Source organism: Aquincola tertiaricarbonis, assembly GCF_000969605.1.
GTDB classification, from domain to species: domain Bacteria; phylum Pseudomonadota; class Gammaproteobacteria; order Burkholderiales; family Burkholderiaceae_C; genus Aquincola; species Aquincola tertiaricarbonis.
This window is the reverse complement of sequence record NZ_JZUE01000005.1, coordinates 186,685-211,556: the sequence shown is the minus strand read 5'-3', so window position 1 is coordinate 211,556 and position 24,872 is coordinate 186,685. Positions and strand designations below refer to the sequence as shown.

Annotated in this window: 21 protein-coding genes; 9 read left to right on the top strand and 12 right to left on the bottom strand. The window is 70.8% G+C overall.

Annotated features, from left to right (window positions below):
* Positions 1 to 2 precede the first annotated feature (2 nt).
* The gene (locus tag VO99_RS08240) at positions 3 to 959 is read left to right on the top strand and encodes an asparaginase (protein ID WP_046112339.1); all 957 of its coding nucleotides are present in this window, start codon (positions 3 to 5) and stop codon (positions 957 to 959) included.
* Positions 960 to 975: 16 nt separating this feature from the next.
* On the opposite strand, the gene VO99_RS08235 is transcribed toward VO99_RS08240, so the two are convergent.
* The 8 genes from VO99_RS08235 to dapC form a co-directional block, all read right to left on the bottom strand.
* Positions 976 to 1,410 carry an organic hydroperoxide resistance protein gene (locus tag VO99_RS08235; protein ID WP_046112338.1) on the bottom strand — a complete coding sequence of 145 codons (435 nt, stop codon included), beginning with the start codon at positions 1,408 to 1,410 and terminating at the stop codon, positions 976 to 978.
* 30 nt (positions 1,411 to 1,440) lie between these two features.
* On the bottom strand, positions 1,441 to 1,932 hold the full coding sequence (locus VO99_RS08230) for a MarR family winged helix-turn-helix transcriptional regulator (protein ID WP_046112337.1): 492 nt from the start codon (positions 1,930 to 1,932) through the stop codon (positions 1,441 to 1,443).
* A 105-nt stretch (positions 1,933 to 2,037) separates the two neighbouring features.
* Complete coding sequence (locus tag VO99_RS08225) at positions 2,038 to 4,164, bottom strand: ABC-F family ATP-binding cassette domain-containing protein (RefSeq protein WP_046112336.1); 2,127 nt, start codon at positions 4,162 to 4,164, stop codon at positions 2,038 to 2,040.
* Between the two features lie 123 nt (positions 4,165 to 4,287).
* Positions 4,288 to 5,157, bottom strand: a complete 870-nt coding sequence (prmB, locus tag VO99_RS08220) for a 50S ribosomal protein L3 N(5)-glutamine methyltransferase (protein ID WP_046112335.1) — start codon at positions 5,155 to 5,157, stop codon at positions 4,288 to 4,290.
* Positions 5,154 to 6,299: a succinyl-diaminopimelate desuccinylase gene (gene dapE, locus VO99_RS08215; protein ID WP_046112334.1), complete on the bottom strand. Its 1,146-nt coding sequence runs from the start codon at positions 6,297 to 6,299 to the stop codon at positions 5,154 to 5,156. Before dapE ends, prmB begins: the two co-directional genes overlap by 4 nt.
* Positions 6,299 to 7,525, bottom strand: a complete 1,227-nt coding sequence (locus VO99_RS08210) for a PilT/PilU family type 4a pilus ATPase (RefSeq protein WP_083440445.1) — start codon at positions 7,523 to 7,525, stop codon at positions 6,299 to 6,301. The genes dapE and VO99_RS08210 overlap by 1 nt, the downstream gene beginning before the upstream one ends.
* Positions 7,526 to 7,544: 19 nt before the next feature.
* Positions 7,545 to 8,366 (bottom strand): 2,3,4,5-tetrahydropyridine-2,6-dicarboxylate N-succinyltransferase, encoded by an 822-nt coding sequence (gene dapD, locus VO99_RS08205; protein ID WP_046112333.1) that lies wholly within the window; start codon positions 8,364 to 8,366, stop codon positions 7,545 to 7,547.
* Positions 8,367 to 8,374: 8 nt separating this feature from the next.
* Positions 8,375 to 9,574 carry a succinyldiaminopimelate transaminase gene (dapC, locus tag VO99_RS08200; protein ID WP_046112332.1) on the bottom strand — a complete coding sequence of 400 codons (1,200 nt, stop codon included), beginning with the start codon at positions 9,572 to 9,574 and terminating at the stop codon, positions 8,375 to 8,377.
* Between the two features lie 135 nt (positions 9,575 to 9,709).
* Between dapC and VO99_RS08195 the strand changes: the two genes are divergently transcribed.
* Together VO99_RS08195 and VO99_RS08190 are read left to right on the top strand one after the other, a co-directional pair.
* Positions 9,710 to 10,606, top strand: coding sequence for an alpha/beta fold hydrolase (locus VO99_RS08195; protein ID WP_046112331.1), 897 nt, complete (start codon positions 9,710 to 9,712; stop codon positions 10,604 to 10,606).
* Between the two features lie 4 nt (positions 10,607 to 10,610).
* Positions 10,611 to 11,690 (top strand): tartrate dehydrogenase, encoded by a 1,080-nt coding sequence (locus tag VO99_RS08190; RefSeq protein WP_046112330.1) that lies wholly within the window; start codon positions 10,611 to 10,613, stop codon positions 11,688 to 11,690.
* Position 11,691: 1 nt separating this feature from the next.
* Here VO99_RS08190 and VO99_RS08185 read toward each other — a convergent pair whose 3' ends face one another.
* Entirely contained in the window at positions 11,692 to 12,117 is a 426-nt protein-coding gene (locus VO99_RS08185; RefSeq protein ID WP_157039492.1) for an SET domain-containing protein, read from the bottom strand.
* A 2-nt stretch (positions 12,118 to 12,119) separates the two neighbouring features.
* Positions 12,120 to 12,548, bottom strand: coding sequence for a preQ(1) synthase (queF, locus tag VO99_RS08180; protein ID WP_046112419.1), 429 nt, complete (start codon positions 12,546 to 12,548; stop codon positions 12,120 to 12,122).
* Between the two features lie 251 nt (positions 12,549 to 12,799).
* On the opposite strand from queF, the gene smc reads away from it, so the two are divergent.
* Entirely contained in the window at positions 12,800 to 16,315 is a 3,516-nt protein-coding gene (smc, locus tag VO99_RS08175; RefSeq protein ID WP_046112329.1) for a chromosome segregation protein SMC, read from the top strand.
* A 25-nt stretch (positions 16,316 to 16,340) separates the two neighbouring features.
* Positions 16,341 to 17,396 carry a cell division protein ZipA C-terminal FtsZ-binding domain-containing protein gene (locus VO99_RS08170; RefSeq protein ID WP_232315301.1) on the top strand — a complete coding sequence of 352 codons (1,056 nt, stop codon included), beginning with the start codon at positions 16,341 to 16,343 and terminating at the stop codon, positions 17,394 to 17,396.
* Positions 17,397 to 17,415: 19 nt separating this feature from the next.
* On the opposite strand, the gene gorA is transcribed toward VO99_RS08170, so the two are convergent.
* Positions 17,416 to 18,795, bottom strand: coding sequence for a glutathione-disulfide reductase (gene gorA / locus VO99_RS08165; protein WP_046112327.1), 1,380 nt, complete (start codon positions 18,793 to 18,795; stop codon positions 17,416 to 17,418).
* 61 nt (positions 18,796 to 18,856) lie between these two features.
* Between gorA and ligA the strand changes: the two genes are divergently transcribed.
* From ligA to VO99_RS28705, 3 genes are all read left to right on the top strand, one after another.
* The gene (gene ligA, locus VO99_RS08160; RefSeq protein ID WP_046112326.1) at positions 18,857 to 20,908 is read left to right on the top strand and encodes an NAD-dependent DNA ligase LigA; all 2,052 of its coding nucleotides are present in this window, start codon (positions 18,857 to 18,859) and stop codon (positions 20,906 to 20,908) included.
* Between the two features lie 13 nt (positions 20,909 to 20,921).
* Positions 20,922 to 21,458 carry a peptide deformylase gene (gene def / locus VO99_RS08155; RefSeq protein ID WP_046112325.1) on the top strand — a complete coding sequence of 179 codons (537 nt, stop codon included), beginning with the start codon at positions 20,922 to 20,924 and terminating at the stop codon, positions 21,456 to 21,458.
* Between the two features lie 94 nt (positions 21,459 to 21,552).
* A complete protein-coding gene (locus VO99_RS28705; protein WP_052736187.1) occupies positions 21,553 to 23,454 on the top strand; it encodes a DUF6600 domain-containing protein in 1,902 nt (633 codons plus the stop codon).
* A 22-nt stretch (positions 23,455 to 23,476) separates the two neighbouring features.
* On the opposite strand, the gene VO99_RS08145 is transcribed toward VO99_RS28705, so the two are convergent.
* Positions 23,477 to 24,169, bottom strand: a complete 693-nt coding sequence (locus VO99_RS08145) for an arylesterase (protein WP_046112417.1) — start codon at positions 24,167 to 24,169, stop codon at positions 23,477 to 23,479.
* A gap of 4 nt (positions 24,170 to 24,173) precedes the next feature.
* Here VO99_RS08145 and VO99_RS08140 point away from each other — a divergent pair, with 4 nt between their 5' ends.
* Positions 24,174 to 24,869, top strand: coding sequence for an ABC transporter ATP-binding protein (locus VO99_RS08140; RefSeq protein WP_046112324.1), 696 nt, complete (start codon positions 24,174 to 24,176; stop codon positions 24,867 to 24,869).
* The last annotated feature ends 3 nt before the right edge of the window (positions 24,870 to 24,872 follow it).

The window sequence follows — 24,872 nt, the reverse complement described above, 5'->3', positions numbered from 1 at the left end:
AAATGCAAAACGCGCAAAACGCACTCGACACCGTCGTGATCCTCGGTACTGGCGGCACCATCGCCGGCACGGCGGCGCATGCAGCCGACACGGTGGGCTACACCGCCGGGCAGATCGGCGTCGAGCAGCTGGTGGCGGCGGTGCCGGACCTTGCCGGTCAGCCGCTGGAGGCCGAGCAGGTGGCCCAGCTGGACAGCAAGGACATGGGCTACGAGGTTTGGCTGCAGCTGGCCGCGCGCCTGGCGCACCACCTGTCACGGCCGGAGGTGGCCGGCGTGGTGGTCACCCACGGCACCGACACGCTGGAGGAAACCGCGTTCTTCCTGCAGCAAGTGCTGTCGCCGTCCAAGCCGGTGGTGCTGGTGGCGGCGATGCGGCCCGCCACCGCGCTCATGGCCGACGGCCCGCAGAACCTGCTGGATGCGGTGCTGCTGGCGCGAACGCCCGGCTGCCATGGCGTGCTGGCGCTGCTGGCCGGCACCGTGCATGCGGGTCACGAGGTGCGCAAGACGCACACCTATCGGCTGGACGCCTTCGGCTCCGGCGATGCCGGCCCGCTGGCCTATGTGGAAGCGGGTCAGGTGAGGGCGCTGCGGCCCTGGCCGGCGCCGCGAGAGGGCGCTGCCGAGCGCCTGGCCGCGCTGCAGGCGGTGCCGCAACCATGGCCCTGGATCGAGATCCTGACCAGTGCGGCCGGCGTCGACGGCCGGGCGGTGCAGGCGCTGAGCGCCGCCGGCGTGGCCGGCCTGGTGGTGGCCGGCACCGGCAACGGCACGCTGCACGAGGCGCTGGAAGCAGCGCTGCGCACCGCCGTGGCCGATGGCGTGCCGGTGCTGCGCTGCAGCCGCTGCCTGGCCGGCGGCGTGATCGAGGTGACCGGCGCGTTGCCCTCGGCCGGCCTGCTCACCCCGGCGCAGGCCCGGGTGCGCATGCTGCTGGGCCTGCTCGGCGTCGATTGACCGACGCCGTGTCGGCTCAGACCGCTACGTTCAGCGTGACGTCGATGTTGCCGCGGGTGGCGTTGGAGTACGGGCACACCTGGTGCGCCGCGTCCACCAGTTCCTGCGCCTTGGCCTGTTCCCAGCCGGGGATGGTGATGTTGAGCACGGCGCTGATGCCGAAGCCCACCTTGCCACCGGCCAGCGGGCCGATGCCCACTTCGGCGGCGATCTGCGTGTCGGCCGGCAGCGAGGCCTTCTGTTGCCCGGCGACGAACTTCATGGCGCCCAGGAAGCAGGCCGAATAGCCGGCGGCGAACAGCTGCTCCGGGTTGGTGCCTTCGCCGTTGCCGCCCATTTCCTTCGGCGGGGCCAGCTTCACTTCCAGCTTGCCGTCGTCGCTCTTGGACTTGCCGTCGCGGCCGCCGGTGGAGGTGGCACGTGCGGTGTACAGGGTCTTCTCGATCGCCATGGTGTGTTGCCTTTCTGTGGTTCGTGCGGATCAGGCCGCCGCACGTTCGGCTTCTTGGTTCAGGCTGTCGCGCAGCGCCTGCAGGCGCCGGGTGAGCGACACCAGTTCTTCCAGCGCGCAGCCGCTGGCGCAAGCCACCGCCTGCGGCACCTGCAGTGCCCGCTCGCGCATCGCACGGCCGGTGGTGGTGAGTTGCACGCGCACGCGGCGCTCGTCTTCGCGGTCGCGCAGGCGGTGGACGAAGCCGGACGCCTCCAGCCGCTTGAGCAGCGGCGTGAGCGTGCCGGAATCCAGCGACAGCCGCTGCCCCAGCTCGCCCACGCTGGCGCCATCGGCCTCCCACAGCGCCAGCATCACCAGGTACTGCGGATAGGTGAGGCCCAGCGGCTCCAGCAGCGGCTTGTACAGCTTGGTCATCGCCAGCGAGGACGAGTACAACGCGAAGCACAGCTGCCGGTCCAAGGCCAGCCAGCCGGCATCGGCCGTCGGGGCGGCGGTGGAGGCGGGACGGTTGGAGCGCATGGGATTAATGTAGCGCGCAATTCAATTGCACACAATGAAAGTGGATTTGGAAAGGGCCGCGCATGAGCATGTCATGGGCGGCCCGGTGCGTCGCGGTCGTGCGGATCAACCCGCCGCGGCTTGCAGGCTCTCGATCTCGCTGCTCAGCTCCAGCCAGCGTTCCTCCAGCATCGTCACCTCGGCGTTGATGTGGTTGAGCTTGCGGCCCAGCTCGGCGATCTCACTACCCGGCAGCGTGCCGGCGGCCAGTTGCGCCTCGCACTGCGTACGCTCCTTGGCCAGGGCGGCCATGCGCTTGTCGATCTGCTCGATCTCGATGCGCAGCGGCCGCGTGCGCTCCGCCACTTTGGCGCGGGCCTGCGCCTGGGCCTTCTTGTCTTCACGGCGGGCGGGGCCCTGCTGCACGGCCGGTGCGGGCGCGGCGCCCGGCTTGCCCGCAGGCTTACCGGTCGCCGCCGCAGGCGCCGCGGGTGCCGCCTTCGGCTCCTCCGGCCGCGGCGATGCGGTGTACTTCTCGCCCTTGGCGGCCGCCCGCTGCACCGCGCGCGACTGCTCCAGCAGCCAGCGCTGGTAGTCGTCCAGGTCGCCGTCGAATTCCTGCAGGCCACCGGCGGTGACCAGCCAGAACTCGTCGCACACCTCGCGCAGCAGTGCGCGGTCGTGGCTGACCAGCATCACCGAGCCTTCGAACTCGTTGAGCGCCATGGACAGCGCCTCGCGCGTCGTCAGGTCCAGGTGGTTGGTGGGTTCGTCCAGCAGCAGCAGGTTGGGCCGCTGCCACACCAGGCTGGCCAGCACCAGCCGCGCCTTCTCGCCGCCCGACAGCGAGCCGATGCGCTGCTGCACCATGTCGCCGGTGAAGCGGAACTTGCCGAGGAAGTCGCGCAGCTCCTGCTCGCGTGCCTCGGGCCCGACGGTGCGCGCCAGCCGCACCATGTGCTGCAGCGGCGCGTCGTCGGCATGCAGCAGGTCCATCTCCTGCTGCGCGAAGTAGCCGATGGCCAGGCCCTTGCCCTCGGTGATCTCGCCAGCCAGCGCCGGATGCTCCCGCGCGATGGTCTTGACCACGGTCGACTTGCCCTGGCCGTTGGCGCCCAGGATGCCGATGCGCTGACCGGCCAGCACCGTGCGCGTCACGTTGTGGACGATGGGCTTGGGCACCAGCGCTGCCTCGTCCTCGGCGGGGCCGCCGCCGGGCCGCCCCAAGGCGGCTCCGCCAGCCCCCTCGGGGGGCGGGCCGCCGTACTCGGCGGACGGGGGCACCATGTACCCACACACGACCTCGCGCATCGCCAGCATGGGGTTCGGCAGGCTCACCGGCTCCTTGAACTCGAAGCTGAAGTCGCTGGCCGTGAGCACCGGGGCCAGCTTTTCCATGCGGTCGAGCGCCTTCACGCGGCTTTGCGCTTGCTTGGCCTTGCTGGCCTTGGCCTTGAAGCGGTCGATGAAGCGCTGCAGGTGCGCGATGCGTTCCTGCTGCTTGACGAAGGCCGTGGCCTGCTGGCTCATGCGCTCGGCGCGCATCTCCTCGAAGGTGGTGTAGTTGCCGCCATAACGCGTGAGCTTGGCTTCGTCCAGGTGCAGCGTCACCTTGGTGATCGCGTCGAGGAATTCGCGGTCGTGGCTGATGACGATCATCGTGCCGGTGAAGCGCTGCAGCCAGCCTTCCAGCCACACCAGCGCGTCCAGGTCCAGGTGGTTGGTGGGCTCGTCCAGCAGCATCAGGTCGGCCGGGCACATCAGCGCGCGGGCGAGCTGCAGCCGCATGCGCCAGCCACCCGAGAAGCTGTTCACCGGCGCGTCCAGCTGCTGCACCTTGAAGCCCAGGCCCAGCAGCAGCGCCTGCGCCCGCGATCGCGCGTCGAAGCCGCCGGCCTCCTCGATGCCCATGTGCGCATCGGCAATCGCGTTGCCGTCGTCGCTGGCCTCGGCCGCGGCCAGCACGGCCTGCGCCTCCATCAGCGGGATGTCGCCCTGCAGCACGAAGTCGGTGGCGCCGTCGCTGGTCTCGGGCATGTTCTGCGCGACTTCGCCCAGCCGCCAGCGCGGCGGGATCTCGGCGTCGCCGCCGTCGGCCTGCAGCCGGCCGGCCAGCAGCGCGAACAGGCTGGACTTGCCGGCGCCGTTGCGCCCGACCAGGCCGATCTTCTCGCCCGGGTTGAGCGTGACGCTGGCACTGTCGAGCACGACCTTGGTGCCGCGGCGGAGGGTGAGGTTGCGAAGGGTGATCATGGGCAAGCAGCTGAAAGCGGGGCCCGGCCGCGATACGCGGCGGGCAGGGCGCGGGCAGGGAAGCCGTCGCGCGCAACCGGTGATTGTCGTCGGCCCGGCGCAAGGCCGTGCCGCCGTGGCCGATCAGCCGAGCGAGGCCAGCGCTTCGCGGTCCAGAAGCAGCACCTGGTCGTCGCCGGCGCTGGTGGGCAACCACACGGCTTCCAGCGTGGGGAAGGCGGCTTCAAAGTGCTCGCGCTCGTGGCCGATCTCGAGCACCAGCACGCCGCTGGGCGACAGCCGCTGCGGCAGATCGGCCAGCAGGCGCCGGATGAAGTCCATGCCGTCGGCGCCGCCGGCCAGCGCCAGTTCGGGCTCGGCGCGGTACTCGGCGGGCAATGCCGCCATCGAGGCACTGTTGACGTAGGGCGGGTTGCACAGCACCAGGTCATACGGCCCGGGCAGCGCCGCCAGTCCGTCGCTCTCCACCAGCCGGATGCGTTCGGCCAGGCCATGCCGGTCCACGTTGATGCGGGCCACGGCCAGCGCGTCGGTGCTGATGTCGGCGGCGTCCACCGCCACCTCGGGCCAGGCCATCGCGGCCAGCACCGCCAGGCTGCCGTTGCCGGTGCACAGGTCCAGCACGCGGGTGGTGGCGTCGCTCAGCCAGGCGTCCAGCGTGCCGTCGGCCAGGGCCTCGGCGATCAGCGAGCGCGGCACGATGGCGCGCTCGTCCACGTAGAAGCTCACGCCCTGCAGCCAGGCTTCCTTCGTCAGGTAGGCGGCCGGGCGGCGGGTGGCGATGCGCTCGCCCACCAGCGCGTCGATGGCGGCCTGCTCGTCGGCGGACAGCGCGCGCCCGGCCACCGCGTCCAGCTCGTCCAGCGGCAGGCCCAGGCGCCACAGCACCAGCCACACGGCCTCGTCGAAGGCGTTGGTGGTGCCGTGGCCGAAGCTCACGCCGGCGGCCTCCAGCCGCGCGGCCGCAGCCTCGATGGCCTGCATCAGCGTCATGCCAGCACCTTGTGCAGCAGGCCGCGGTAGATGTTCTTCAGCCGCTCGATGTCGGCGGCGATCACGTGTTCGTCGATCTTGTGGATGCTGGCGTTGATCGGGCCGAACTCCATCACCTGCGGGCAGTGCCTGGCGATGAAGCGGCCGTCGGAGGTGCCGCCGGTGGTGGACAGCGCCGCGGTGACGCCGGTTTCCTCGCGGATGGCCGCGCCCAGCGCCTCGGTGAGCGTGCCCACCGGCGTGAGGAAGGGCTCGCCGCCCAGCGTCCAGTCCAGCGTGTACTGCAGGCCGTGGCGGTCCAGCACCTCGGCCACGCGGGCCTTCAGGCCTTCGGGCGTGCTCTCGGTGCTGAAGCGGAAGTTGAAGTCGACCACCACCTCGCCCGGAATCACGTTGGTGGCGCCGGTGCCGCCGTGGATGTTCGACACCTGCCAACTGGTGGGCGGGAAGTACTCGTTGCCACGGTCCCACTCGATGGTGGCCAGCTCGGCCAATGCCGGCGCGAACTGGTGGATCGGGTTGCGCGCCAGCTGCGGATAGGCGATGTGGCCCTGCACGCCGGCCACCCGCAGCTTGCCCGAAAGCGACCCGCGGCGGCCGTTCTTCACCATGTCGCCCAGGGTGTCCACGCAGGTGGGCTCGCCCACGATGCACATGTCCAGCCGCTCGCCGCGGGCGGCCAGCAGGTCGACCACCTTCACCGTGCCGTCCAGCGCCGGGCCTTCCTCGTCGCTGGTCAGCAGCAGCGCGATGGCGCCGGCATGCTGCGGCTGCGCGGCGACGAATTCCTCGGCGGCCACCACCATGGCGGCGATGCTGCTCTTCATGTCGGCGGCGCCGCGGCCGTAGAGCTTGCCGTCGCGGTGGGTGGGCATGAACGGGTCGCTCGACCACTGCTCCAGCGGGCCGGTGGGCACCACGTCGGTGTGGCCGGCCAGCACCAGCGTGGGCCCGGGCCGGGTGCCGCTGCGCTTGGCCCACAGGTTGGTGACGCGGAAGTCGGCCGGGCCGCTTTCGATCGTCTCGCAGGTGAAGCCGATGGCGGCCAGCCGGCCGGCGATGAGCGCCTGGCAGCCGGCGTCCGCGGGCGTGGTGGAGTTGCGCGCGATCAGCGCTTCGGCCAGGTGCAGGGCGGCGGTCATCAGGTGCGGGGCAGGGTGGGGAAGGTGGCCGGTGCACTGCCCGCGCCAAAGGGCGAGGGTGGCGGTGGCGCCAGCGTGGGGGCGGGCACGTCCATCGTCACCTCGGTGTACACGGCCACGTCGGACTCCTCGGCCCGGGCCACCGGCCGCGCGGCCTGCACGGCGGCGTTCTGCAGCCGCCACAGCAGGTTGGTGGGCGAGTCGGCATTGGCCAGCGCCTCGTCGCGGGTGACGGTACCTTCGTTCACCAGCCGGGCCAGGTCCTGCTCGAAGGTCTGCGAGCCTTCGGCCAGCGACTTCTCCATCGCCTCCTTCACGCCGTGCATGTCGCCCTTCTCGATCAGCTCGGCCACCAGCTGGGTGTTGAGCATCACCTCGATGGCCGGCACACGGCCGCCCGACGTGGCGCGCAGCAGCCGCTGCGACACCACCGCGCGCAGCCCGGCGGCCAGGTCGGCCAGCAGCGAGCCGCGCGACTCCGGCGTGAACAGCGACAGGATGCGGCCCAGCGCGTGGTAGCTGTTGTTGGCATGCAGCGTGGCCAGCACCAGGTGGCCCGACAGCGCATACGACAGCGCCAGCGACATCGTCTCGCGGTCGCGTATCTCGCCGATCAGGATGCAGTCGGGCGCCTGCCGCAGCGCATTGCGCAGCGCCACCTGCAGGCTTTGCGTGTCGCGGCCGATCTCGCGCTGGTTGATGACCGACTTCTTGTTGTTGAACAGGAACTCGATCGGGTCCTCGATGGTGAGGATGTGGCCCGTCATGCGCTGGTTGCGCAGCTCCAGCATCGAGGCCAGCGTGGTGCTCTTGCCGCTGCCGGTGGCGCCCACCATCAGGATCAGGCCGCGCTTTTCCAGCACGATCTGCGACAGCACGTCGGGCACACCCAGGGTGTCGATCGGCGGGATGTTGAACGGGATGCAGCGGAATACCGCCGCCACCGAGCCGCGCTGCTTGAAGGCCGACAGCCGGAAGCTGCCGACCCCGGGCACGGCCACCGCGGCATTCAGCTCGCTGGTGGCGTCCAGCTCGGCCAGCTGCTCGTCGGTGAGCATCTCGGCCAGCAGCTGGCGCGGCTGCGCGGGGGTGAGCGGCTGGTCGGACAGCTGCATCATCTGCCCGTTCACCTTGATCAGGATCGGCGTCTTGGCCGAGATGTACACGTCCGACGCCGACCGCTCGGCCATCAGCCGCAGCACGCGCTCCAGGTTGCCGCCGCTCATCTTGGCTGGGCGCTGCGGGTCAGGCGCGCAGCAGGTCGTTCAAGCTGGTCTTGGCGCGCGTCTGCGCATCGACCTTCTTGACGATGACCGCGCAGTACAGGCTGTACTTGCCGTCGGCGCTGGGCAGGTTGCCGCTGACGACCACCGAGCCGGCCGGCACGCGGCCATAGTGGATCTCGCCCGTCTCGCGGTCGTAGATCTTGGTGCTCTGGCCGATGTACACGCCCATGGAGATGACCGAGTTCTCCTCGACGATCACGCCTTCCACCACTTCGGAGCGGGCGCCGATGAAGCAGTTGTCCTCGATGATGGTGGGATTGGCCTGCAGCGGCTCCAGCACGCCGCCGATGCCCACGCCGCCCGAGAGGTGCACGTTCTTGCCGATCTGCGCGCAGCTGCCGACGGTGGCCCAGGTGTCCACCATCGTGCCTTCGTCGACGTAGGCGCCGATGTTCACGTAGCTGGGCATCAGCACCACGTTCCTGGCCATGTAGCTGCCGCGGCGGGCCACGGCGGGCGGCACCACGCGAACGCCGGTGGCGCGCATTTCCTCTTCGGTCAGGTGCGTGAACTTGGTGGGCACCTTGTCGAAGAAGGCCAGCTCGCCGGCATGCATCGGCTTGTTGTCGTTCAGGCGGAAGCTCAGCAGCACCGCCTTCTTCACCCACTGGTTCACCGTCCACTGACCCACGGCCTGGCGCTCAGCCACGCGCAGGCGGCCGGTGTTGAGCTGGCCGATCACCTCCTCCACGGCTTCACGCACCGCGGGCGCGTTCAGCGCCGTGATGTCGGAGCGGGCTTCCCACGCGAGTTCGATGGTGGATTGCAGTTCTGCTGTCATGGGGGGTCTCACAAGGACTTGACGTAGGAGGCGATGCGTTGCGCCGCCTCGAGGCATTCGGCCACTTCGGCCACCAGCGCCAGGCGCACCCGCCCGGCGCCGGGGTTGCTGCCATGCGCGCTGCGTGCGAGCAGGCTGCCCGGCAGCACCGAAACATTGTATTGAGCGAGCAGCCCGCGGGCGAAGGCCACGTCGTCGCCGTTGAAAGCCGACGGCACGCCGGCCCACAGGTAGAAGCTGGCATCGGGCAGGGCCACGTCCAGCACTTCTTCCAGCACCGGCGTGACCTGGGCGAACTTGGTGCGGTACAGCTCGCGGTTGGCCACCACATGCGCCTCGTCGCCCCAGGCGGCCAGGCTGGCGGACTGCACGATGGGGCTCATCGCGCTGCCGTGGTAGGTGCGGTAGAGCAGGAACTGCTTCATCACCTCGGCATCGCCGGCCACGAAGCCCGAGCGCATGCCCGGCACGTTGCTGCGCTTGCTCAGGCTGGTCAGCATCACCAGGCGGCGGAAGTCACTGCGGCCCAGCGCCTGCGCGGCCTGCAGGCCGCCCAGCGGAGGCTCGTCGCGGAAGTAGATCTCGGAATAACACTCGTCGCTGGCGATGACGAAGCCATGGCGGTCCGACAACTCGAACAGCGTGCGCCACTCGTCCAGCGGCATCACCGCGCCGGTGGGGTTGCCCGGCGAACATACATAGACAAGCTGCGTGCGGGCCCAGGTGGCCTCGTCGATCTGCGACCAGTCGGGTGCGAAGTTGCGCGCGGGATCGCTGTTGGCGAAGGCCACCTCGGCGCCCGACAGCAGGGCCGCGCCTTCGTAGATCTGGTAGAACGGATTCGGGCACACCACAGTGGCGCCCGGCCGCGTGGGGTCGATCACCGATTGCGCCAGCGAGAACAGCGCCTCGCGCGAGCCGTTGACCGGCAGCACCTGCGTGGCCGCATCCACCGCCACGCCATAACGCCGGCGCAGCCAGCCGGCCATCGCCTCGCGCAGCTTCGGGTCGCCCGCGGTGGCGGGGTAGCTCGACAAGCCCTTCAGCGACGAGGTCAGCGCATCCTCGATCAGCTTGGGCGTGGCATGGCGCGGCTCCCCCAGCCCCAGGCTGATCGGCCGCAGCGCCGGGTTCGGCACGATGTCTCGGGTGAGTTGCCGCAGGCGCTCGAACGGGTAGGGCTGCAGGCGGTTCAGCAAAGGGTTCATCGGGCGATTATCGCGAAGCAGTCTGCCGCGCATCCGTGCGGCCAGCGACCGGATGAACTGCCGATGCCGAACGGCCGGGCCGCCAGGGTGCGCCTAAAGTCGCAGCCTCCAGCAGTCATCGGAAAGCCCACCGCCATGAGCCTGTACGCCGGATACCAGGAACTCCGCATTCCCACCGCCGACGGCGTGCAGATCGCCTGCGTGACCGGCGGCAAGGGCCCGCCGCTGCTGCTGCTGCACGGCCATCCGCAGACCCGCGCCATCTGGCACAAGGTGGCGCCGGCGCTGGCCGAGCGCTTCACGCTGGTGGTCGCCGACCTGCGCGGCTATGGCGATTCATCCAAGCCCGCGGGCGATGCCGAGCACCGGCTGTATGCCAAGCGCACGATGGCCCAGGACATGCTGGCCGTGATGCGGCATCTTGGCCATAAGCGCTTCGGCGTGCTGGCCCACGACCGCGGCGCCCGCGTGGCGCACCGGCTGGCCGCCGACCATCCGCAGGCGGTGCAGCGCCTGGTGGTGCTGGACATCGCGCCCACGCTGGCCATGTACGAGCAGACCAACGAGGCCTTCGCCCGCGCCTACTGGCACTGGTTCTTCCTCATCCAGCCGTCAACGCTGCCCGAGCGCCTGATCGAGGCCGACCCCGCCGCCTACCTGCATGATGTGATGGGCCGCCGCAGCGCCGGCCTGTCGCCCTTCGCGCCCGAGGCCTGGGCCGAATACGAGCGCTGCATCGCGCTGCCCGGTGCCGCCCATGCGATGTGCGAGGACTACCGCGCCGCCGCGTGCATCGACCTGCAGCACGACCGCGAGGACCGCGACGCCGGCCGCAGGCTGGCGATGCCGCTGCTGGCGCTCTGGGGCGCGCAGGGCATCGTGCAGCGCTGCTTCGATCCGCTGGCCGAATGGCGGCGTGTCGCCACCGACGTGCAGGGCAGCGCATTGCCCTGCGGCCACTACATCGCCGAAGAGGCGCCCGAACGGCTGCTGGAAGCAGCGCTGCCGTTTCTCAACCAAGCAGGAGATTGAACCCATGAGCATGAAGCACCGCATCGCCGTGATGGCCGGCGACGGCATCGGCAAGGAAGTGATGCCCGAAGGCCTGCGCGTGATGGACGCCGCGGCCACCCGCTTCGGCATCGAGTGGCAGTGGGACGAGTTCGACTGGAGCTGCGAGCGCTACCTGAAGGAGGGCGCGATGATGCCCCCCGACTGGAAGGCGCAGATCGGCGGCCACGACGCCATCTTCTTCGGCGCGGTGGGCTGGCCGGCGACGGTGCCCGACCATGTGTCGCTGTGGGGCTCGCTGCTGCTGTTCCGCCGCGAGTTCGACCAGTACGTGAACCTGCGTCCTGCGCGGCTGATGCCCGGCGTGAAGAGCCCGCTGGCCGGCCGCCAGGTGGGCGACATCGACTTCTACATCGTGCGCGAGAACACCGAGGGCGAGTACAGCAGCGTCGGCGGCAAGATGTTCGAGGGCACCGACCGCGAGATCGTGCTGCAGGAAAGCGTGTTCAGCCGCCAGGGCACCGACCGCATCATGAAGTTCGCGTTCGAGCTGGCGATGAAGCGGCCCAAGCGCCACCTCACCTCGGCCACCAAGAGCAACGGCATCTCGATCTCGATGCCCTACTGGGACGAGCGCTTCGCCGAGATCGCCAAGGCCTACCCCGGCGTGCGCACCGACAAGTACCACATCGACATCCTGACCGCGCACTTCGTGCAGCACCCGGACTGGTTCGACGTGGTGGTGGCCAGCAACCTGTTCGGCGACATCCTGTCCGACCTGGGCCCGGCCTGCACCGGCACCATCGGCATTGCGCCCTCGGCCAACCTCAACCCGGAGCGCAAGTTCCCGTCGCTGTTCGAGCCGGTGCACGGCTCGGCGCCCGACATCTACGGCAAGGGCATCGCCAACCCGATCGGCCAGATCTGGGCCGGCTCGATGATGCTGGAGCACCTGGGCCACCCGGAAGCCGGCGCCGCGGTGCTGCAGGCGATCGAGACGGTGCTGCAGGACGGCGGGCCCCGCACGCCCGACCTGGGCGGCAAGGCCACGACGGCCGAGGTGGGCAAGGCGATCGCGGAGGTGGTGGCGGCGCAGGGGCAGTGAGCTACAGCCGCCCCACGCACCCCACCGCGCCGCAGCGGCATTCCAGCTTGCCTTCGTGGTGCGTCTCGCCGTAGTTCACCGTCACCTCGTCGCCCACGGCGATGGGCTTGACGGCATAGAACTCGATGCGGCCGTCGCGGATCACCAGGCGGGCATTGGGCTGGCAGGAGTGGTTGGTGAAGCGCATCGGGTCGGTGCTCTTGGAGGCATCGATCGCCGTCTTGTGCGACACCTCCACGATCATGATGCGCTGCTGGCCTTCGGCCCGGCGGCGCGCCTCGGCCACGCTGATGGCCTCGCCCCGGATTTCGCCGATCTTCAGCCGCGGCGGGATCGGCTCGGCCGCGAAGCAGCCGAAGCCGTCGATGCGGCTGCGCGCCACGCGCACGTCGAACTTCTGGTATGGCGGGCGTTCGGCCAGCGGCATCGTCAGAGCAGCCCGGATTCGGCGGCGTGCTTCGGCAGCTCCACCACCGGCTGCGGCTGCCAGCCCTTTTGCCGGTGCTCGGCCACCACGTTGGTGTAGATGCCGCCGCGCACGTACCACTTGGCGGTGATGCGCACGAAGCGCGGGTCGGTGGCCTTCACGATGTCGTCGAGGATGGTGTTGGTCACCTTCTCGTGGAACGCGCCTTCGTTGCGATAGCTCCAGAAGTACATCTTGAGGCTCTTGAGCTCGATGCACTGCTGGTCAGCAATCATGTCGATCGTGAAGTGGGCGAAGTCGGGCTGGCCTGTCAGCGGGCAGTGGCAGGTGAACTCGGGCACCTGGAACTGGATGACGTAGTCGCGCTCGGGCGCCGGATTGGGGAACACATGCAGTTCCTTGCTCGGCGCGCTGGGCGGGTTGGGCGGCATCTGGCGCTGGGGCGCGGCGGTGGCGACGGGCGCCGTGGCCACGGGTTCGGACTTCGATTTCTTGGCGTTCTTGGCCATGGCAGCAGGAGGCGGCGCCGTGCGCGCCGCGGGTGCAACAAGGGGTTGCGCGCCCGGGAAGGGGCCCGGGAACGAGGGGGCGCGATGGTATCATCCGGCCCCGTTCCTGCCCCCGCGCACGAACAAAAAACCCTTCTGAATCAACACCTTGGCGCGCTCCAGGGCACGCGCTCATGCGGCTCAACCAGATCAAGCTCTCGGGCTTCAAGTCCTTCGCGGAACCCACCACCTTCCAGTTGCCCGGCCAGTTGGTCGGCGTCGTCGGGCCCAATGGCTGCGGCAAGTCCAACATCATGGATGCGGTGCGCTGGGTGCTCGGTGAAAGCAAGGCCAGCGAGCTGCGCGGCGAGTCGATGCAGGACGTGATCTTCAACGGCTCCGGCAACCGCAAGCCGGCCAGCCGCGCCAGCGTGGAGCTGGTGTTCAGCAACGAGGATGCACGCGCCGGCGGCCAGTGGAACCAGTTCGCCGAGATCGCCGTCAAGCGCGTGCTCACGCGCGACGGCACCAGCAGCTACTACATCAACAACCAGCCGGTGCGCCGCCGCGACGTGCAGGACGTGTTCCTGGGCACCGGGCTGGGCCCGCGGGCCTACGCCATCATCGGCCAGGGCACCATCAGCCGCATCATCGAGAGCAAGCCCGAAGAGCTGCGCATGTTCCTCGAGGAAGCGGCCGGCGTCAGCAAGTACAAGGAACGCCGGCGCGAGACCGAGAACCGGCTGAAGGACACGCGCGAGAACCTCACGCGGGTGGAAGACATCCTGCGCGAGCTGAACGCCAACCTCGAGAAGCTGGAGAAGCAGGCCGAGGTGGCCACCCAGTACCACGGCCTGCAGGAGCGCGGCACGCTGCGGCTGCACCAGCTCTGGTTCCTGAAGCACCGCGACGCGGCCACGGAAGAGCAGCGCATCAAGACCGCCGCCGCCGAGGCCACCAACGCCCTGGAAGCCCGCCTGGCCGAGCTGCGCCACCTGGAAGCCGGGCTGGAAACCATCCGCCAGGCGCACTACGCCGCCAGCGATGGCCTGCACATCGCGCAAGGTGCGCTGGCCGAGGCCTCGCTGGAGGTCAGCCGGCTGGAGGAGCGCATCCGCTACGTGGTGGAAGGCCGCAACCGCGCGCAGCAGCGGCTGGCCGAGCTGCAGGCGCAAATCGCGCAATGGGCCGACCGCGGCGCGCAGGCCGAGGCCGAGCTGGAGACCATCGCCGGGCAGATCGCCGCCGCCGACGAGCAGGCCGAGGTGCTTGCGGCGCAGGCCGAGGAGCAGGCCGGCGCGCTGCCCACGCTGGAAGATGCGGTGCGCGCCGCGCAGGCGCGGGCCAACGAGCAGCGCGGGCTGGTCACGCAGGTGCAGCAGCAGATCCAGCTGCTGGCCGCCGACAGCCGCAACATCGAGGAGCAGACCCGCGCGCTGCGCGGCCGCCGCGAACGCCTGTCCGCCGAGCGCCAGGGCCTGGCCGCGCCGGATGCCGGCCGCCTGGAAGAGCTGCGCGCGCAAAGCGAGGACGCGGCCGAGGCCCAGGCCATCGCCGACGAGCGCCTGCATGAGCTCACCGAGCAGGTGCCGCAGCTCGACGAGCAGCGCCGCGCCCAGCAGGCCACCGTCAACCGCGAGACGGCGCACCATGCCGAGCTGTCGGCCCGCCTGGAAGCGCTGCGCACGCTGCAGGAGAAGGTGCAGACCGAAGGCAAGCTCAAGCCCTGGCTGGCCAAGCATGGGCTGGACGGCCTGCCCGGCCTGTGGACGCAGGTGCACATCGAGACCGGCTGGGAGACCGCGCTGGAATCGGTGCTGCGCGAGCGGCTGAGCGCGCTGGAAGTCGGCCGGGTCGACACGGTGAAGGCCTTCGCCGCCGATGCACCGCCGGCCAAGCTGGCCTTCTTCACCAAGCCGTCGGCTGCGGTGCAGGACCTGCACCGCACGCTGCCGCGGCTGTCCGACCTGCTGCGGCTGCAGGACACCGGCCTCAAGGCACTGATGACCGATTGGCTGGAAGGCGTGTACACCGCGCCTTCGCTGGACGAGGCGCTGGCCTCGCGCGGCCAGCTCACCCATGGCGAGATCATCGTCACGCGCGAGGGCCATGCGGTGTCGCAGTTCGCGGTGGCCTTCTATGCGCCGGATTCGGAGCAGGCCGGCATGCTGGCCCGCGCGCAGGAGATCGAGAACCTGGCGCTGGAGCTGCGCGCGCAGTCGCTGATCACCGAGGAAAGCAAGACCGCCGCGGTGCGCAGCGAAGCCGCGTACGCCGAGGCCGCCAGCCGCCTGGCCGCGGTGCGTCGCGAGGCCGCCGAGGCGCAGACCCGCGCCCACCAGCTGCAGGTGGAGCTGATGCGGCTGCAGCAGCAGAGCGAAGCCGCCCAGTCGCGCCGCAGCCAGCTGCAGGAAGAGCTGGCCGAGATCGACGGCCAGATGGAAGAGCTGGCCGAGCGCCGCGTGACCGGCGAGGCCCGCTTCGAGGAACTGGACCTGCAACTGGCCAACACCCAGGAGCGCCATGCCGAGCTGGACGAAGCGGTGATCGGTGCCGAGCGCAAGCTGGCGGATGCCCGCGAGCAGTTGCGCGCGCTGGAACGCCAGGCCCAGGAGGCGCAGTTCTCGGCCCGCTCGCTGGCTGCGCGCCGGGGCGAGCTGCAGCGTGCGATCGAGACCGCCGCGCAGCAGGCCGCCAGCAATGAGCAGGCGGCCGGACAACTGCAGCAGGAGCTGGCCGGCTTCGACGATGCGGCTGCGCAGGCCGGCCTGCAGGATGCCTTGGCGCTGCGGGTGGAACGCGAGAAGGCGCTGGCCGCCCAGCGCAGCGAATATGACGAGTTGTCCATGCAGCTGCGCCGGTCGGACGAGCAGCGGCTGACGCTGGAACGCAGCCTGGAGCCGCTGCGGGAGAGCATCAACAAGCTGCAGCTGGAGCAGCAGGCCGCCTCGCTGGGCGGCGCCCAGTACATGGAGCAGCTCACGGCCGCGGCGGTCGACCTGGCGCAACTGGCCGCCGGCATCGAGGCCGATGGCGTGAAGCTGCACGGCCTGCAGAGCGAGATCGACCGCATCAACCGCGAGATCGCTGCACTGGGCGCGGTGAACCTGGCCGCACTGGACGAGCTGGCCAGCGCGCGTGAGCGCAAGAGCTTCCTGGATGCGCAGAACGCCGACCTGCTGGAGGCCATCGGCACGCTGGAAGGCGCGATCCACAAGATCGACCTGGAAACCCGCGACCTGCTGAACAACACCTTCAACCAGGTGAACGAAGGCTTCGGACGCATGTTCCCCAGCCTGTTCGGCGGCGGCAATGCGCGGCTGGTGATGACGGGCGACGAGATCCTGGACGCGGGCGTGCAGGTGATGGCGCAGCCGCCGGGCAAGAAGAACAGCACCATCCACCTGCTGTCGGGCGGCGAGAAGGCGCTCACCGCCATCGCGCTGGTCTTCGCCATCTTCCAGCTCAACCCGGCTCCCTTCTGCCTGCTGGACGAGGTGGACGCACCGCTGGACGACGCCAACACCGAGCGCTACGCCAAGCTGGTGACGCAGATGAGCGAGGGCACGCAGTTCCTCTTCATCAGCCACAACAAGATCGCGATGGAAATGGCACGGCAGCTCATCGGCGTGACGATGCAGGAGCAGGGCGTGTCGCGCATCGTCGCGGTGGACATGGAAACCGCGGTCGGCATGGTCGAAGCGGCTTGAGGACGGGACGACGATGACCTTGACGATGGCTTTGACGATCGTGGCGGTGCTGGTGGTGCTGGCCCTGGTGGCCCACAGCATCTGGACCGCGCGCCATGCGGGCCCGCGCCGCGCCGATGGCGAACTGCCCGGCCATGCGCGGGTGGAACCCGGCCTGGAAGGCGCCGCCGCGGCCGAGCCCGCGGTGCCTTCGGTCGAGCCGGACCCGGCCATCGAGGTGTTGCCCGAGCTGCGGGTGCCGCCGGTGGGCGGACGCCGGCTGGCGCGCATCGATCCGCTGATCGACGCCATCGTGCCGCTGACGCTGGAGTCGCCGGTCAGCGGCGACATGGTGCTGGCCCACATGCCGCCTTCGCGCCGCGCCGGCACCAAGCCCTTCCACATCGAGGGCCTGAACGTCGAGACCGGCGACTGGGAAGCGCCCGCGCCGGGCCGCCGCTACAACGAGCTGCAGGCCGGCGTGCAGCTGGCCAACCGAAGCGGCGCGCTCAACGAGATCGAGTATTCGGAGTTCGTGCAGAAGGTGCAGGCCTTTGCCGAGGCGGTGGGCGCGATGCCCGACTTCCCCGACATGCTGGAAGTGGCCGCCCGCGCCCGCGAGCTGGACGGCTTTGCCAGTCCGCACGATGCGCAGCTGAGCATGGTGCTGCGCGCCAACAGCGCGGCCTGGTCGGTGGGCTTCATCCAGCAAAGCGCGGCACGCCAGGGCTTCGTGCCCGGCAGCCTGCCGGGCCGGCTGGTACTGCCGTCGCCCGAGCCGGGCGCGCCGCCGGTGCTGGTGCTGGGCTTCGACCCCCAGGCCGCGCTGGCCGAAGACCCGGCCGCCGCCGCGCTGCGCGACGTCACCCTCAGCCTGGACGTGCCGCAGACACCCGAATCGGCCGAGCCCTTCGCCGCCTGGCAGGAAGTGGCCCGCGCCCTGGCCACCAGCATGGACGGCACGCTGGTGGACGACCGCGGCTGGCCGATCACGCTGCAGCATTTCACCGGCATCGCCGGCGACCTGAAGACGCTGTACGCGCAGCTTGCCCAACGCGACCTCACCGCCGGCTCGGCGGCGGCGCGGCGGTTGTTCAGCTGAACAACCTGCCAGCGGCTTCCTAGGCGCCCGGCTTCACCACCCGCGCCGGCTGCCTCATCAGCACGAACTCTTCGGCCGACGTCGGGTGCACCGCCACCGTGCGGTCGAACTGGGCCTTGGTGGCGCCGCAGGTGAGGGCCACGGCCAGGCTCTGCACGATCTCCGGTGCGTCGGCGCCCAGCATGTGCACCGCCAGCACGCGGTCGGTGTCGGCGTCCACCAGCAGCTTCATGTAGCTGCGCTCGGCGCCGCCGATGAAGGTCTGCTTCATCGGCCGGAAATCGGCCTCGAACACCTTCAGCGTGTGGCCGGCCGCCAGCGCGTCGGCCTCGCTGGGGCCGATGGTGCCCAGCGGCGGCAGGGTGAACACCGCGGTGGCGATCTGGCTGAAGTCGGGCAGGCGGGCGGCGCCCGCCTCGCCGCCGAACAGCGCTTCGGCCCAGGCGCGGCCTTCGGCGATGGCCACCGGCGTCAGGTTGAGCTTGTTGGTCACGTCGCCGATGGCATGCACGCCCGGCACCGGCGTCTCGAAGCGCTCGTTCACCGGCACCGCGCCCGCCGCGTCGGTCTGCAGGCCGATGGTCTCCAGGCCCAGGCCCGCGGTGTGTGGCCGGCGGCCGGTGGCGTTCAGCACGAAGGGAAAGCGGTGCGTCATGCCGCTGGCCATGTGCAGCTGGTAGCAGTCGTCCTGCTTGTCCACGCGCTGCGGCGCCTGGCCTGCATGCAGCACGATGCCGGCGGCCTCCAGCGCCTGGGCCACGCGGGTGCGCAAGTCCTCGTCGAAGCCGCGCAGCGGCTGGCGGTCGCGGTAGAACAGCTGCACCTTGGCGCCCAGCCGCGCCAGGATGCTGGCGAACTCCACCGCGATGTAGCCGCCACCGACGATGCCGACCTCGGCCGGCAGGTGCTGCAGGTCGAGCACGTCGTCCGAGGTGGGCCAGTCGCCGATGCCCTCGATACTGTCGCGCACCGGCCGGCCGCCGGTGGCGATCAGCAGGTGCCGGGCGGTGATGCGGCGCTGGCCCACCACCACGGTGTTCGGGCCGTCGATGCGGCCCCAGCCGTCCAGCACCTCCACGCCCGATCCGTTGAGCAGCTGGCGGTACAAGCCTTCCAGCCGGCGGATCTCGGAGGCCTTTTGCGCGGCCCAGGGCGCCATGTCGAACGTCGCCGCCTCCACCGCCCACCCGTAGCCGCGGGCCTCGTGGATGGCGTCGCCCAGCTGCGCCGCATACATCATCAGCTTCTTGGGCACGCAGCCGCGGATCACGCAGGTGCCGCCCACGCGGCTGCCTTCGATGATGGCCACCTTGGCGCCGAGCGCCGCGGCGCGGCGGGAAGCGGCCACGCCGCCGGAGCCGGCGCCGAGGGTGATGAGGTCGTAGTCGAATGAGGTCATGGGGCGAAAGGGCTGCAGCGCGGAGGAATGCACTGTGTCACAGCCTGCCTACACTGGCGCCATGCCCCGAACGGAAGACCCCGCCCACCGCGCCGCCGAACTGCGTGGCCTGCTCGAAGCGCATGCCCATGCCTACTATGTGCTGGACGCGCCGACGATTCCCGATGCCGAGTACGACAAGCTGTTCCAGGAACTGCAGGCCATCGAGGCCGCGCATCCCGAACTGCTGACGCCCGATTCGCCCACGCAGCGCGTGATCGGCGCGGTGCTGGAAGGCCTGATGCCAGTGCGGCACACGGTGCCGATGCTGTCGATCAAGACCGAGACCGACACCACGCCGGCCGGCGCGCTGAAGTTCGACACCTCGGTGCGCAATGCGCTCAAGCTCGCCGAGGCCGACCCGCCGGTGCGCTACAACGCCGAGCTGAAGTTCGACGGCCTGGCCGTGAACCTGCGCTACGAAGGCGGCACGCTGGTGCAGGCCGCCACCCGCGGCGACGGCGAGACGGGCGAGGACGTGACCCACACCATCCGCACCATCGGCGTCATCCCCAAGCGGCTCAAGCGCTGCAATGCGCCTGTGCTGGAAGTGCGCGGCGAGGTGTTCATGCGCCGCGACGCGTTCGAGGCACTGAACGAGCGCCAGCGCGAGGCCGGCGGCAAGACCTTCGTCAACCCGCGCAATGCCGCGGCCGGCGTGGTGCGCCAGCTGGACGCCAACATCGCCAAGCAGCGGCCGCTGGACTTCTTCGCCTATGGCCTGGGCGACGTGCAGGGCTGGGACGTGCCGCCCAGCCATTCGGCCACGCTGGATGCGCTGGCCAGGATGGGCCTGCCGGTCAACGCCGACCGCGCGGTGGTGGAGGGGGCCGACGGCCTGGCCGGCTTCCATGAACGCATCGCGGCGCAGCGGGATGCATTGCCCTTCGACATCGACGGCGTGGTCTACAAGGTGGACGACCGCGCGCTGCAGCAGCAGCTGGGCTTCAAGACCCGCGAGCCGCGCTGGGCGGTGGCGCACAAGTACCCGGCGCAGGAGCAGGTGACGGTGCTGCGCGCCATCGACATCCAGGTGGGCCGCACCGGCAAGCTCACGCCGGTGGCCAAGCTGGAGCCGGTGTTCGTCGGCGGCACGACGGTGAGCAATGCGACGCTGCACAACGTGTTCGAGCTGCGCCGCAAGGGCGTGCGCATCGGCGACAAGGTGATCGTGCGCCGCGCCGGCGACGTGATCCCGGAGGTGGTGGGCCGCGTGCCCGGCCCGCGCGCGGGCTACGTGCCCAACTTCCGCATGCCGCGCCATTGCCCGGTGTGCGGCAGCGACGTGCTGCGGGAGCGCGGCGGCATCGACCACCGCTGCACCGGCGGCCTCTTCTGCGCGGCGCAGCGCAAGCAGGCGCTGCTGCACTTTGCCGGCCGCCGCGCGATGGACATCGAAGGCCTGGGCGACAAGCTGGTGGACCAGCTGGTGGACGGCGGTTTGATCCGCACCCTGCCCGAGCTGTACACCCTGGGCATCGCCAAGCTGTCGGCACTCGAGCGCATGGCCGACAAGAGCGCCGCCAACCTGGTGCAGGCGCTGGACAAGAGCAAGCACACCACGCTGCCGCGCTTCCTGTACGCGCTCGGCATCCGCCACGTGGGTGAAACCACCGCCAAGGACCTGGCCCGGCACTTCGGCCAGCTCGACGCGGTGATGGACGCCACCTGCGAGCAGCTGCTGGAGGTGCCCGACGTGGGCCCGGTGGTGGCGCAGAGCATCCGCGCCTTCTTCGAGCAGCCGCACAACCGCGAGGTGGCCGAGCAGCTGCGTGCCGCCGGCGTCACCTGGCCCGAGCATGAAGGCGCCGAGCGCGCCGCGCCCAAGCCGCTGGCCGGCCAGACCTTCGTGCTCACCGGCACGCTGCCCACCATGAGCCGCGACGAGGCCAAGGACCTGCTGGAAGCGGCCGGCGCCAAGGTGGCGGGCTCGGTGTCGAAGAAGACGAACTACGTGGTGGCCGGCGCCGAGGCGGGCAGCAAGCTGGAGAAGGCCCAGCAGCTGGGCATCACCATCCTGGACGAAGCCGGCCTGCAGGCCCTGCTGGCCGGGGCCGGCGCATCCGCAACCTGAACGAGACGAACCGATGGCAGTACGAGAAATCCTGAAGATGGGCGACCCCCGCCTGCTGCGCGTGGCGCCGCCCGTGACCGAGTTCGACACGCCGGAGCTGCATGCGCTGATCGCCGACATGTTCGACACCATGGCAGCGGCCAACGGCGCCGGCCTGGCCGCGCCGCAGATCGGCGTCGACCTGCAGCTGGTGATCTTTGGCTTCGACCGCAACGAGCGCTACCCCGAGGCGCCGCCGGTGCCCAAGACGGTGCTCATCAACCCGGTGATCACGCCGCTGGACGACGTGATGGTCGAAGGCTGGGAAGGCTGCCTGTCGGTGCCCGGGCTGCGCGGCGTGGTGCCGCGCGCCCAGCGCATCCGTTACACCGGTGTCGACCCGCAAGGGCGGCCGATCGAGCGCGAGGCCGAGGGCTTCCACGCCCGCGTGGTGCAGCATGAATGCGACCATCTGATCGGCCGGCTGTATCCCACCCGCATGACGGACCTGACGCGGCTGGGCTTCACCAGCGTGCTGTTCCCCGAGATGGATCCGAACGCGGACGATTGAACGCGGCGCAAGAGCTGGCAGCAGTTGTAAGCCGGGGTGAACCAAGTCGGCCGCCGGGGGCCGAAAAGCGTTGAACAGGGCAGGAGACTGCTGCATGAGAACCATTGCTTCACCGCTGGCCGGCTGGCTGCTGGCCGGGCTGATGTGCCTGGCAGGCCCGGCACAGGCCCAGGAAGACGCACCCGGCCGGGTGGGCCGCGTGGGCGACACCCAGGGCACCGTGTGGCTGCTGGACCGCCAGGACAACGAATGGGTGGCCGCCGAGCGCAATCGCCCGCTGACCCGTGGCGACCGCCTGGCCACCGACGCCGGCGGCCGCGCCGAGCTGCAGATCGGCTCCACCACGCTGCGCCTGGACGGCCAGACCGAGGTGACCCTGCGCGAGCTGGACGATGCGCAGGTGCAGGTGGCCGTCGACCGCGGCACGCTGGCGCTGCGCGTGCGCTCCAGCGAGGTGGCGCGCGAGCTGCAGGTGGTGTCCGATGCCGGCCGCGTGCTGCCGCAGGTGGCCGGCCATTACCGGGTGGACGTGGACGCGCCCAGCATGGTGCTGGGCGTGTGGTCCGGCAGCGCCCGCTTCGACGCACCCGACAGCGCGCTGGACGTGCGCGCCGGCCAGCGCGCCGAGTTCTGGCGCGAGGGCGGGGCGACGCACTACACCTGGTCCTCTCCCGCGCAGGACCCGTTCAGCGACTGGGTGCTGGCGCAGGACCGCGCCGACGACCAGCGCCTGGCCGCACTGGACCGCGAGGTGTCGCCGGAGATGACCGGCGTGGACGACCTGGCCCGCTATGGCCGCTGGGACAACCATCCCGAATACGGCGCCATCTGGGCACCCACCAGCGTGGCCGCGGGCTGGGCGCCGTACCGCTACGGCCGCTGGAGCTGGATCTCGCCCTGGGGCTGGACCTGGGTGGACGATGCGCCCTGGGGCTTCGCGCCCTTCCATTACGGCCGCTGGGTGCAGTGGAACGGCCGCTGGGGCTGGGCGCCGGGGCGCTATGCAGTGCGGCCGGTGTATTCGCCCGGCCTGGTGGCATGGATCGGCGGCGGCAACGTGAGCGTGGGCGTGACCGTCGGCGGGCCGCCCTATGTGGGCTGGGTGCCGCTGTCGCCGCGTGAGCGTTACGTGCCGGGTTACCGCATCGCGCCGCGCTGGCGCGACCACCTCGACCCGTACTACGGCCCCGGTCCGCGGCCGCCCGGCTGGCGCCTGCCCGACCGCGGCCACGGCACGCCCTGGGTGAACGAGCGCCTGCCGGGCGGCATCACCGTCGTGCCGTCGGACATCCTGCGCCGGCGCGAGCGCATCGGCGACCGCGTGATCACCGACCCGCGTGGCAACCGCGACTTCTGGGACCACCGCCGCGACGGCTGGCGCCCGCCACCGCCCACCGCCGGCCTGCTGCCGCGGCCCGATGACCGCAATCCGCGTCCGTGGCCCGACCGCCGGCGCGACGATGCGCCGCCTTCCCGCGTGATCGACAGCGGCAACCCGCCCGGCTCGATCGGCAGGCCCTGGCCCGGCCGCACGGTGGACACCGGCCGCGACTTCGACCGCGACCGCGACAACAACGGGCGCGACGACCGCATCGACCGGGAACTGCTGGAACGCCAGCGCGGCAACGACCGCAACGCCGACGGCGTGCCCGACCACTGGCGTGGCGTCAATCCCGGCGGCGGCCTGCGCAACCGCGACGGCAGCCCCGCGGCGCCGGTGGTGCGCCCGCCTTCGGAGCGGGTGGTGCCGGTGCAGCCGCAGTGGCAGCGTCCGCCGCAGGGCGGGGGCCAGCCGCAGCCCCAGCCACGAGGCATGCCAGAGCAGCGGGCCGTGCCCGTGCCGCGGCCGATGCCGGCCCAGCCCGCGCCGGCCCCGCGCATGGAAGCCCCGCGCATGGAAGCCCCGCGCATGCCGATGGGCGGCCCCGGCCGCGACAAGTCGGGTGCCGAACGGGCCGAGCGGGCCGACCGCGGCCCGCGCCAGAACGAGCGCTGACGCCGCGGCGGGCGGCAGCCTGCTACTTGAGCAGCGGCCGCAGCACCGGCCAGACGTTGTCCAGCATCGTCGGGTGCGCGGCCTCGCGCGGGTGGATGCGGTCGGGCTGGAACAGCGCCTCGGCATTCGGCACGTCGGCCACGCCCTTCAGCAGGAAGGGCACCAGCGCCGTGCCCTCGGCCTTGGCCACGGTGGCGAACAGCGCGGCGAAGTCGTCGCTGTACTTGCGGCCGTAGTTGGGCGGCACCTGCATGCCGGCCACCAGCACCTGGGCGCCGGCAGCCTTGCTGGCGCGTGCCATCTCGGCCAGGTTGGCCTGCGTCATCGCCAGCGGCAGGCCGCGCAGCGCGTCGTTGCCGCCCAGCTCCAGGATCACGTGCGTGGGCTTGTGCTGGGCCAGCAGCGCCGGCAGGCGGGAGCGCCCGCCGGAAGTGGTGTCGCCGCTGATGCTGGCATTCACCACCCGCGCCTGCACACGCTGCTGGGCCAGCCGGCGCTCCAGCAGCGCCACCCAGCCGCTGCCGCGCGGCAGGCCGTATTCGGCGGAAAGGCTGTCGCCCACCACCAGGATCACCGGCGTGGCGGGCGCTGCCAGCGCCGCCACGGGCAGCATCCCGCCCAGCCCGAAGGCCAGCCCCAGCGCGCTACAGTGCAACAGCACCTGCCGCCGTTGCGCGGTCAGCCTTCCACCCGTCCGTTCCAAGCTCGACTCCATCTTCATGCAGCAACCCATCATCGAAGTCGACCGCGTCAGCAAAGAGGTACGCGACTCGACCGGTGTTCTGACGATTCTCCATGGCATCGAGTTCACTCTGCGTGCGCAGGAATCGGTGGCCATCGTCGGCGCGTCCGGTTCCGGCAAGAGCACGCTGCTGTCCATCCTGGCCGGGCTGGACGTGCCCACGCAGGGCACGGTGCGCCTGGCCGGCACCGACCTCTTCGCGCTGGACGAGGACGCCCGCGCCGCGGTGCGGGCGCAGAAGGTGGGCTTCGTGTTCCAGAGCTTCCAGCTGCTGGGCAACCTCACGGCGCTGGAGAACGTGATGCTGCCGCTGGAGCTGATGGGCCGCAACGACGCCCGCGCCGCGGCCACCGAGATGCTCGGCCGCGTCGGCCTGGGCGCCCGGCTGGGCCACTATCCGCGGGTGCTGTCGGGCGGCGAGCAGCAGCGCGTGGCGCTGGCCCGGGCCTTCGTGGTGCGGCCGGCCGTGCTGCTGGCCGACGAGCCCACCGGCAGCCTGGATTTCGCCACCGGCGAAACCGTGATGCAGCTGATCTTCGAGCTGAACCGCGAGGCCGGCACCACGCTCGTGCTGGTCACGCACGACCGGGCCATCGCCCGTCGCTGCGACCGCCAGCTGGTCATCGAGGCCGGGCGCCTGGTGGCTTCGGCGGAGCCGGCCGAAGCCGGCTGACCG

What these genes read in the sequence shown, in the direction of transcription:
- VO99_RS08240 (WP_046112339.1), top strand. Translation starts at nt 3, where the DNA reads ATGCAAAACGCGCAAAACGCACTCGACACCGTCGTGATCCTCGGTACT.
- VO99_RS08235 (WP_046112338.1), bottom strand. Translation starts at nt 1,410, where the DNA reads ATGGCGATCGAGAAGACCCTGTACACCGCACGTGCCACCTCCACCGGC.
- VO99_RS08230 (WP_046112337.1), bottom strand. Translation starts at nt 1,932, where the DNA reads ATGCGCTCCAACCGTCCCGCCTCCACCGCCGCCCCGACGGCCGATGCC.
- VO99_RS08225 (WP_046112336.1), bottom strand. Translation starts at nt 4,164, where the DNA reads ATGATCACCCTTCGCAACCTCACCCTCCGCCGCGGCACCAAGGTCGTG.
- prmB (WP_046112335.1), bottom strand. Translation starts at nt 5,157, where the DNA reads ATGACGCTGATGCAGGCCATCGAGGCTGCGGCCGCGCGGCTGGAGGCC.
- dapE (WP_046112334.1), bottom strand. Translation starts at nt 6,299, where the DNA reads ATGACCGCCGCCCTGCACCTGGCCGAAGCGCTGATCGCGCGCAACTCC.
- VO99_RS08210 (WP_083440445.1), bottom strand. Translation starts at nt 7,525, where the DNA reads ATGAGCGGCGGCAACCTGGAGCGCGTGCTGCGGCTGATGGCCGAGCGG.
- dapD (WP_046112333.1), bottom strand. Translation starts at nt 8,366, where the DNA reads ATGACAGCAGAACTGCAATCCACCATCGAACTCGCGTGGGAAGCCCGC.
- dapC (WP_046112332.1), bottom strand. Translation starts at nt 9,574, where the DNA reads ATGAACCCTTTGCTGAACCGCCTGCAGCCCTACCCGTTCGAGCGCCTG.
- VO99_RS08195 (WP_046112331.1), top strand. Translation starts at nt 9,710, where the DNA reads ATGAGCCTGTACGCCGGATACCAGGAACTCCGCATTCCCACCGCCGAC.
- VO99_RS08190 (WP_046112330.1), top strand. Translation starts at nt 10,611, where the DNA reads ATGAGCATGAAGCACCGCATCGCCGTGATGGCCGGCGACGGCATCGGC.
- VO99_RS08185 (WP_157039492.1), bottom strand. Translation starts at nt 12,117, where the DNA reads ATGCCGCTGGCCGAACGCCCGCCATACCAGAAGTTCGACGTGCGCGTG.
- queF (WP_046112419.1), bottom strand. Translation starts at nt 12,548, where the DNA reads ATGCCGCCCAACCCGCCCAGCGCGCCGAGCAAGGAACTGCATGTGTTC.
- smc (WP_046112329.1), top strand. Translation starts at nt 12,800, where the DNA reads ATGCGGCTCAACCAGATCAAGCTCTCGGGCTTCAAGTCCTTCGCGGAA.
- VO99_RS08170 (WP_232315301.1), top strand. Translation starts at nt 16,341, where the DNA reads ATGGCTTTGACGATCGTGGCGGTGCTGGTGGTGCTGGCCCTGGTGGCC.
- gorA (WP_046112327.1), bottom strand. Translation starts at nt 18,795, where the DNA reads ATGACCTCATTCGACTACGACCTCATCACCCTCGGCGCCGGCTCCGGC.
- ligA (WP_046112326.1), top strand. Translation starts at nt 18,857, where the DNA reads ATGCCCCGAACGGAAGACCCCGCCCACCGCGCCGCCGAACTGCGTGGC.
- def (WP_046112325.1), top strand. Translation starts at nt 20,922, where the DNA reads ATGGCAGTACGAGAAATCCTGAAGATGGGCGACCCCCGCCTGCTGCGC.
- VO99_RS28705 (WP_052736187.1), top strand. Translation starts at nt 21,553, where the DNA reads ATGAGAACCATTGCTTCACCGCTGGCCGGCTGGCTGCTGGCCGGGCTG.
- VO99_RS08145 (WP_046112417.1), bottom strand. Translation starts at nt 24,169, where the DNA reads ATGGAGTCGAGCTTGGAACGGACGGGTGGAAGGCTGACCGCGCAACGG.
- VO99_RS08140 (WP_046112324.1), top strand. Translation starts at nt 24,174, where the DNA reads ATGCAGCAACCCATCATCGAAGTCGACCGCGTCAGCAAAGAGGTACGC.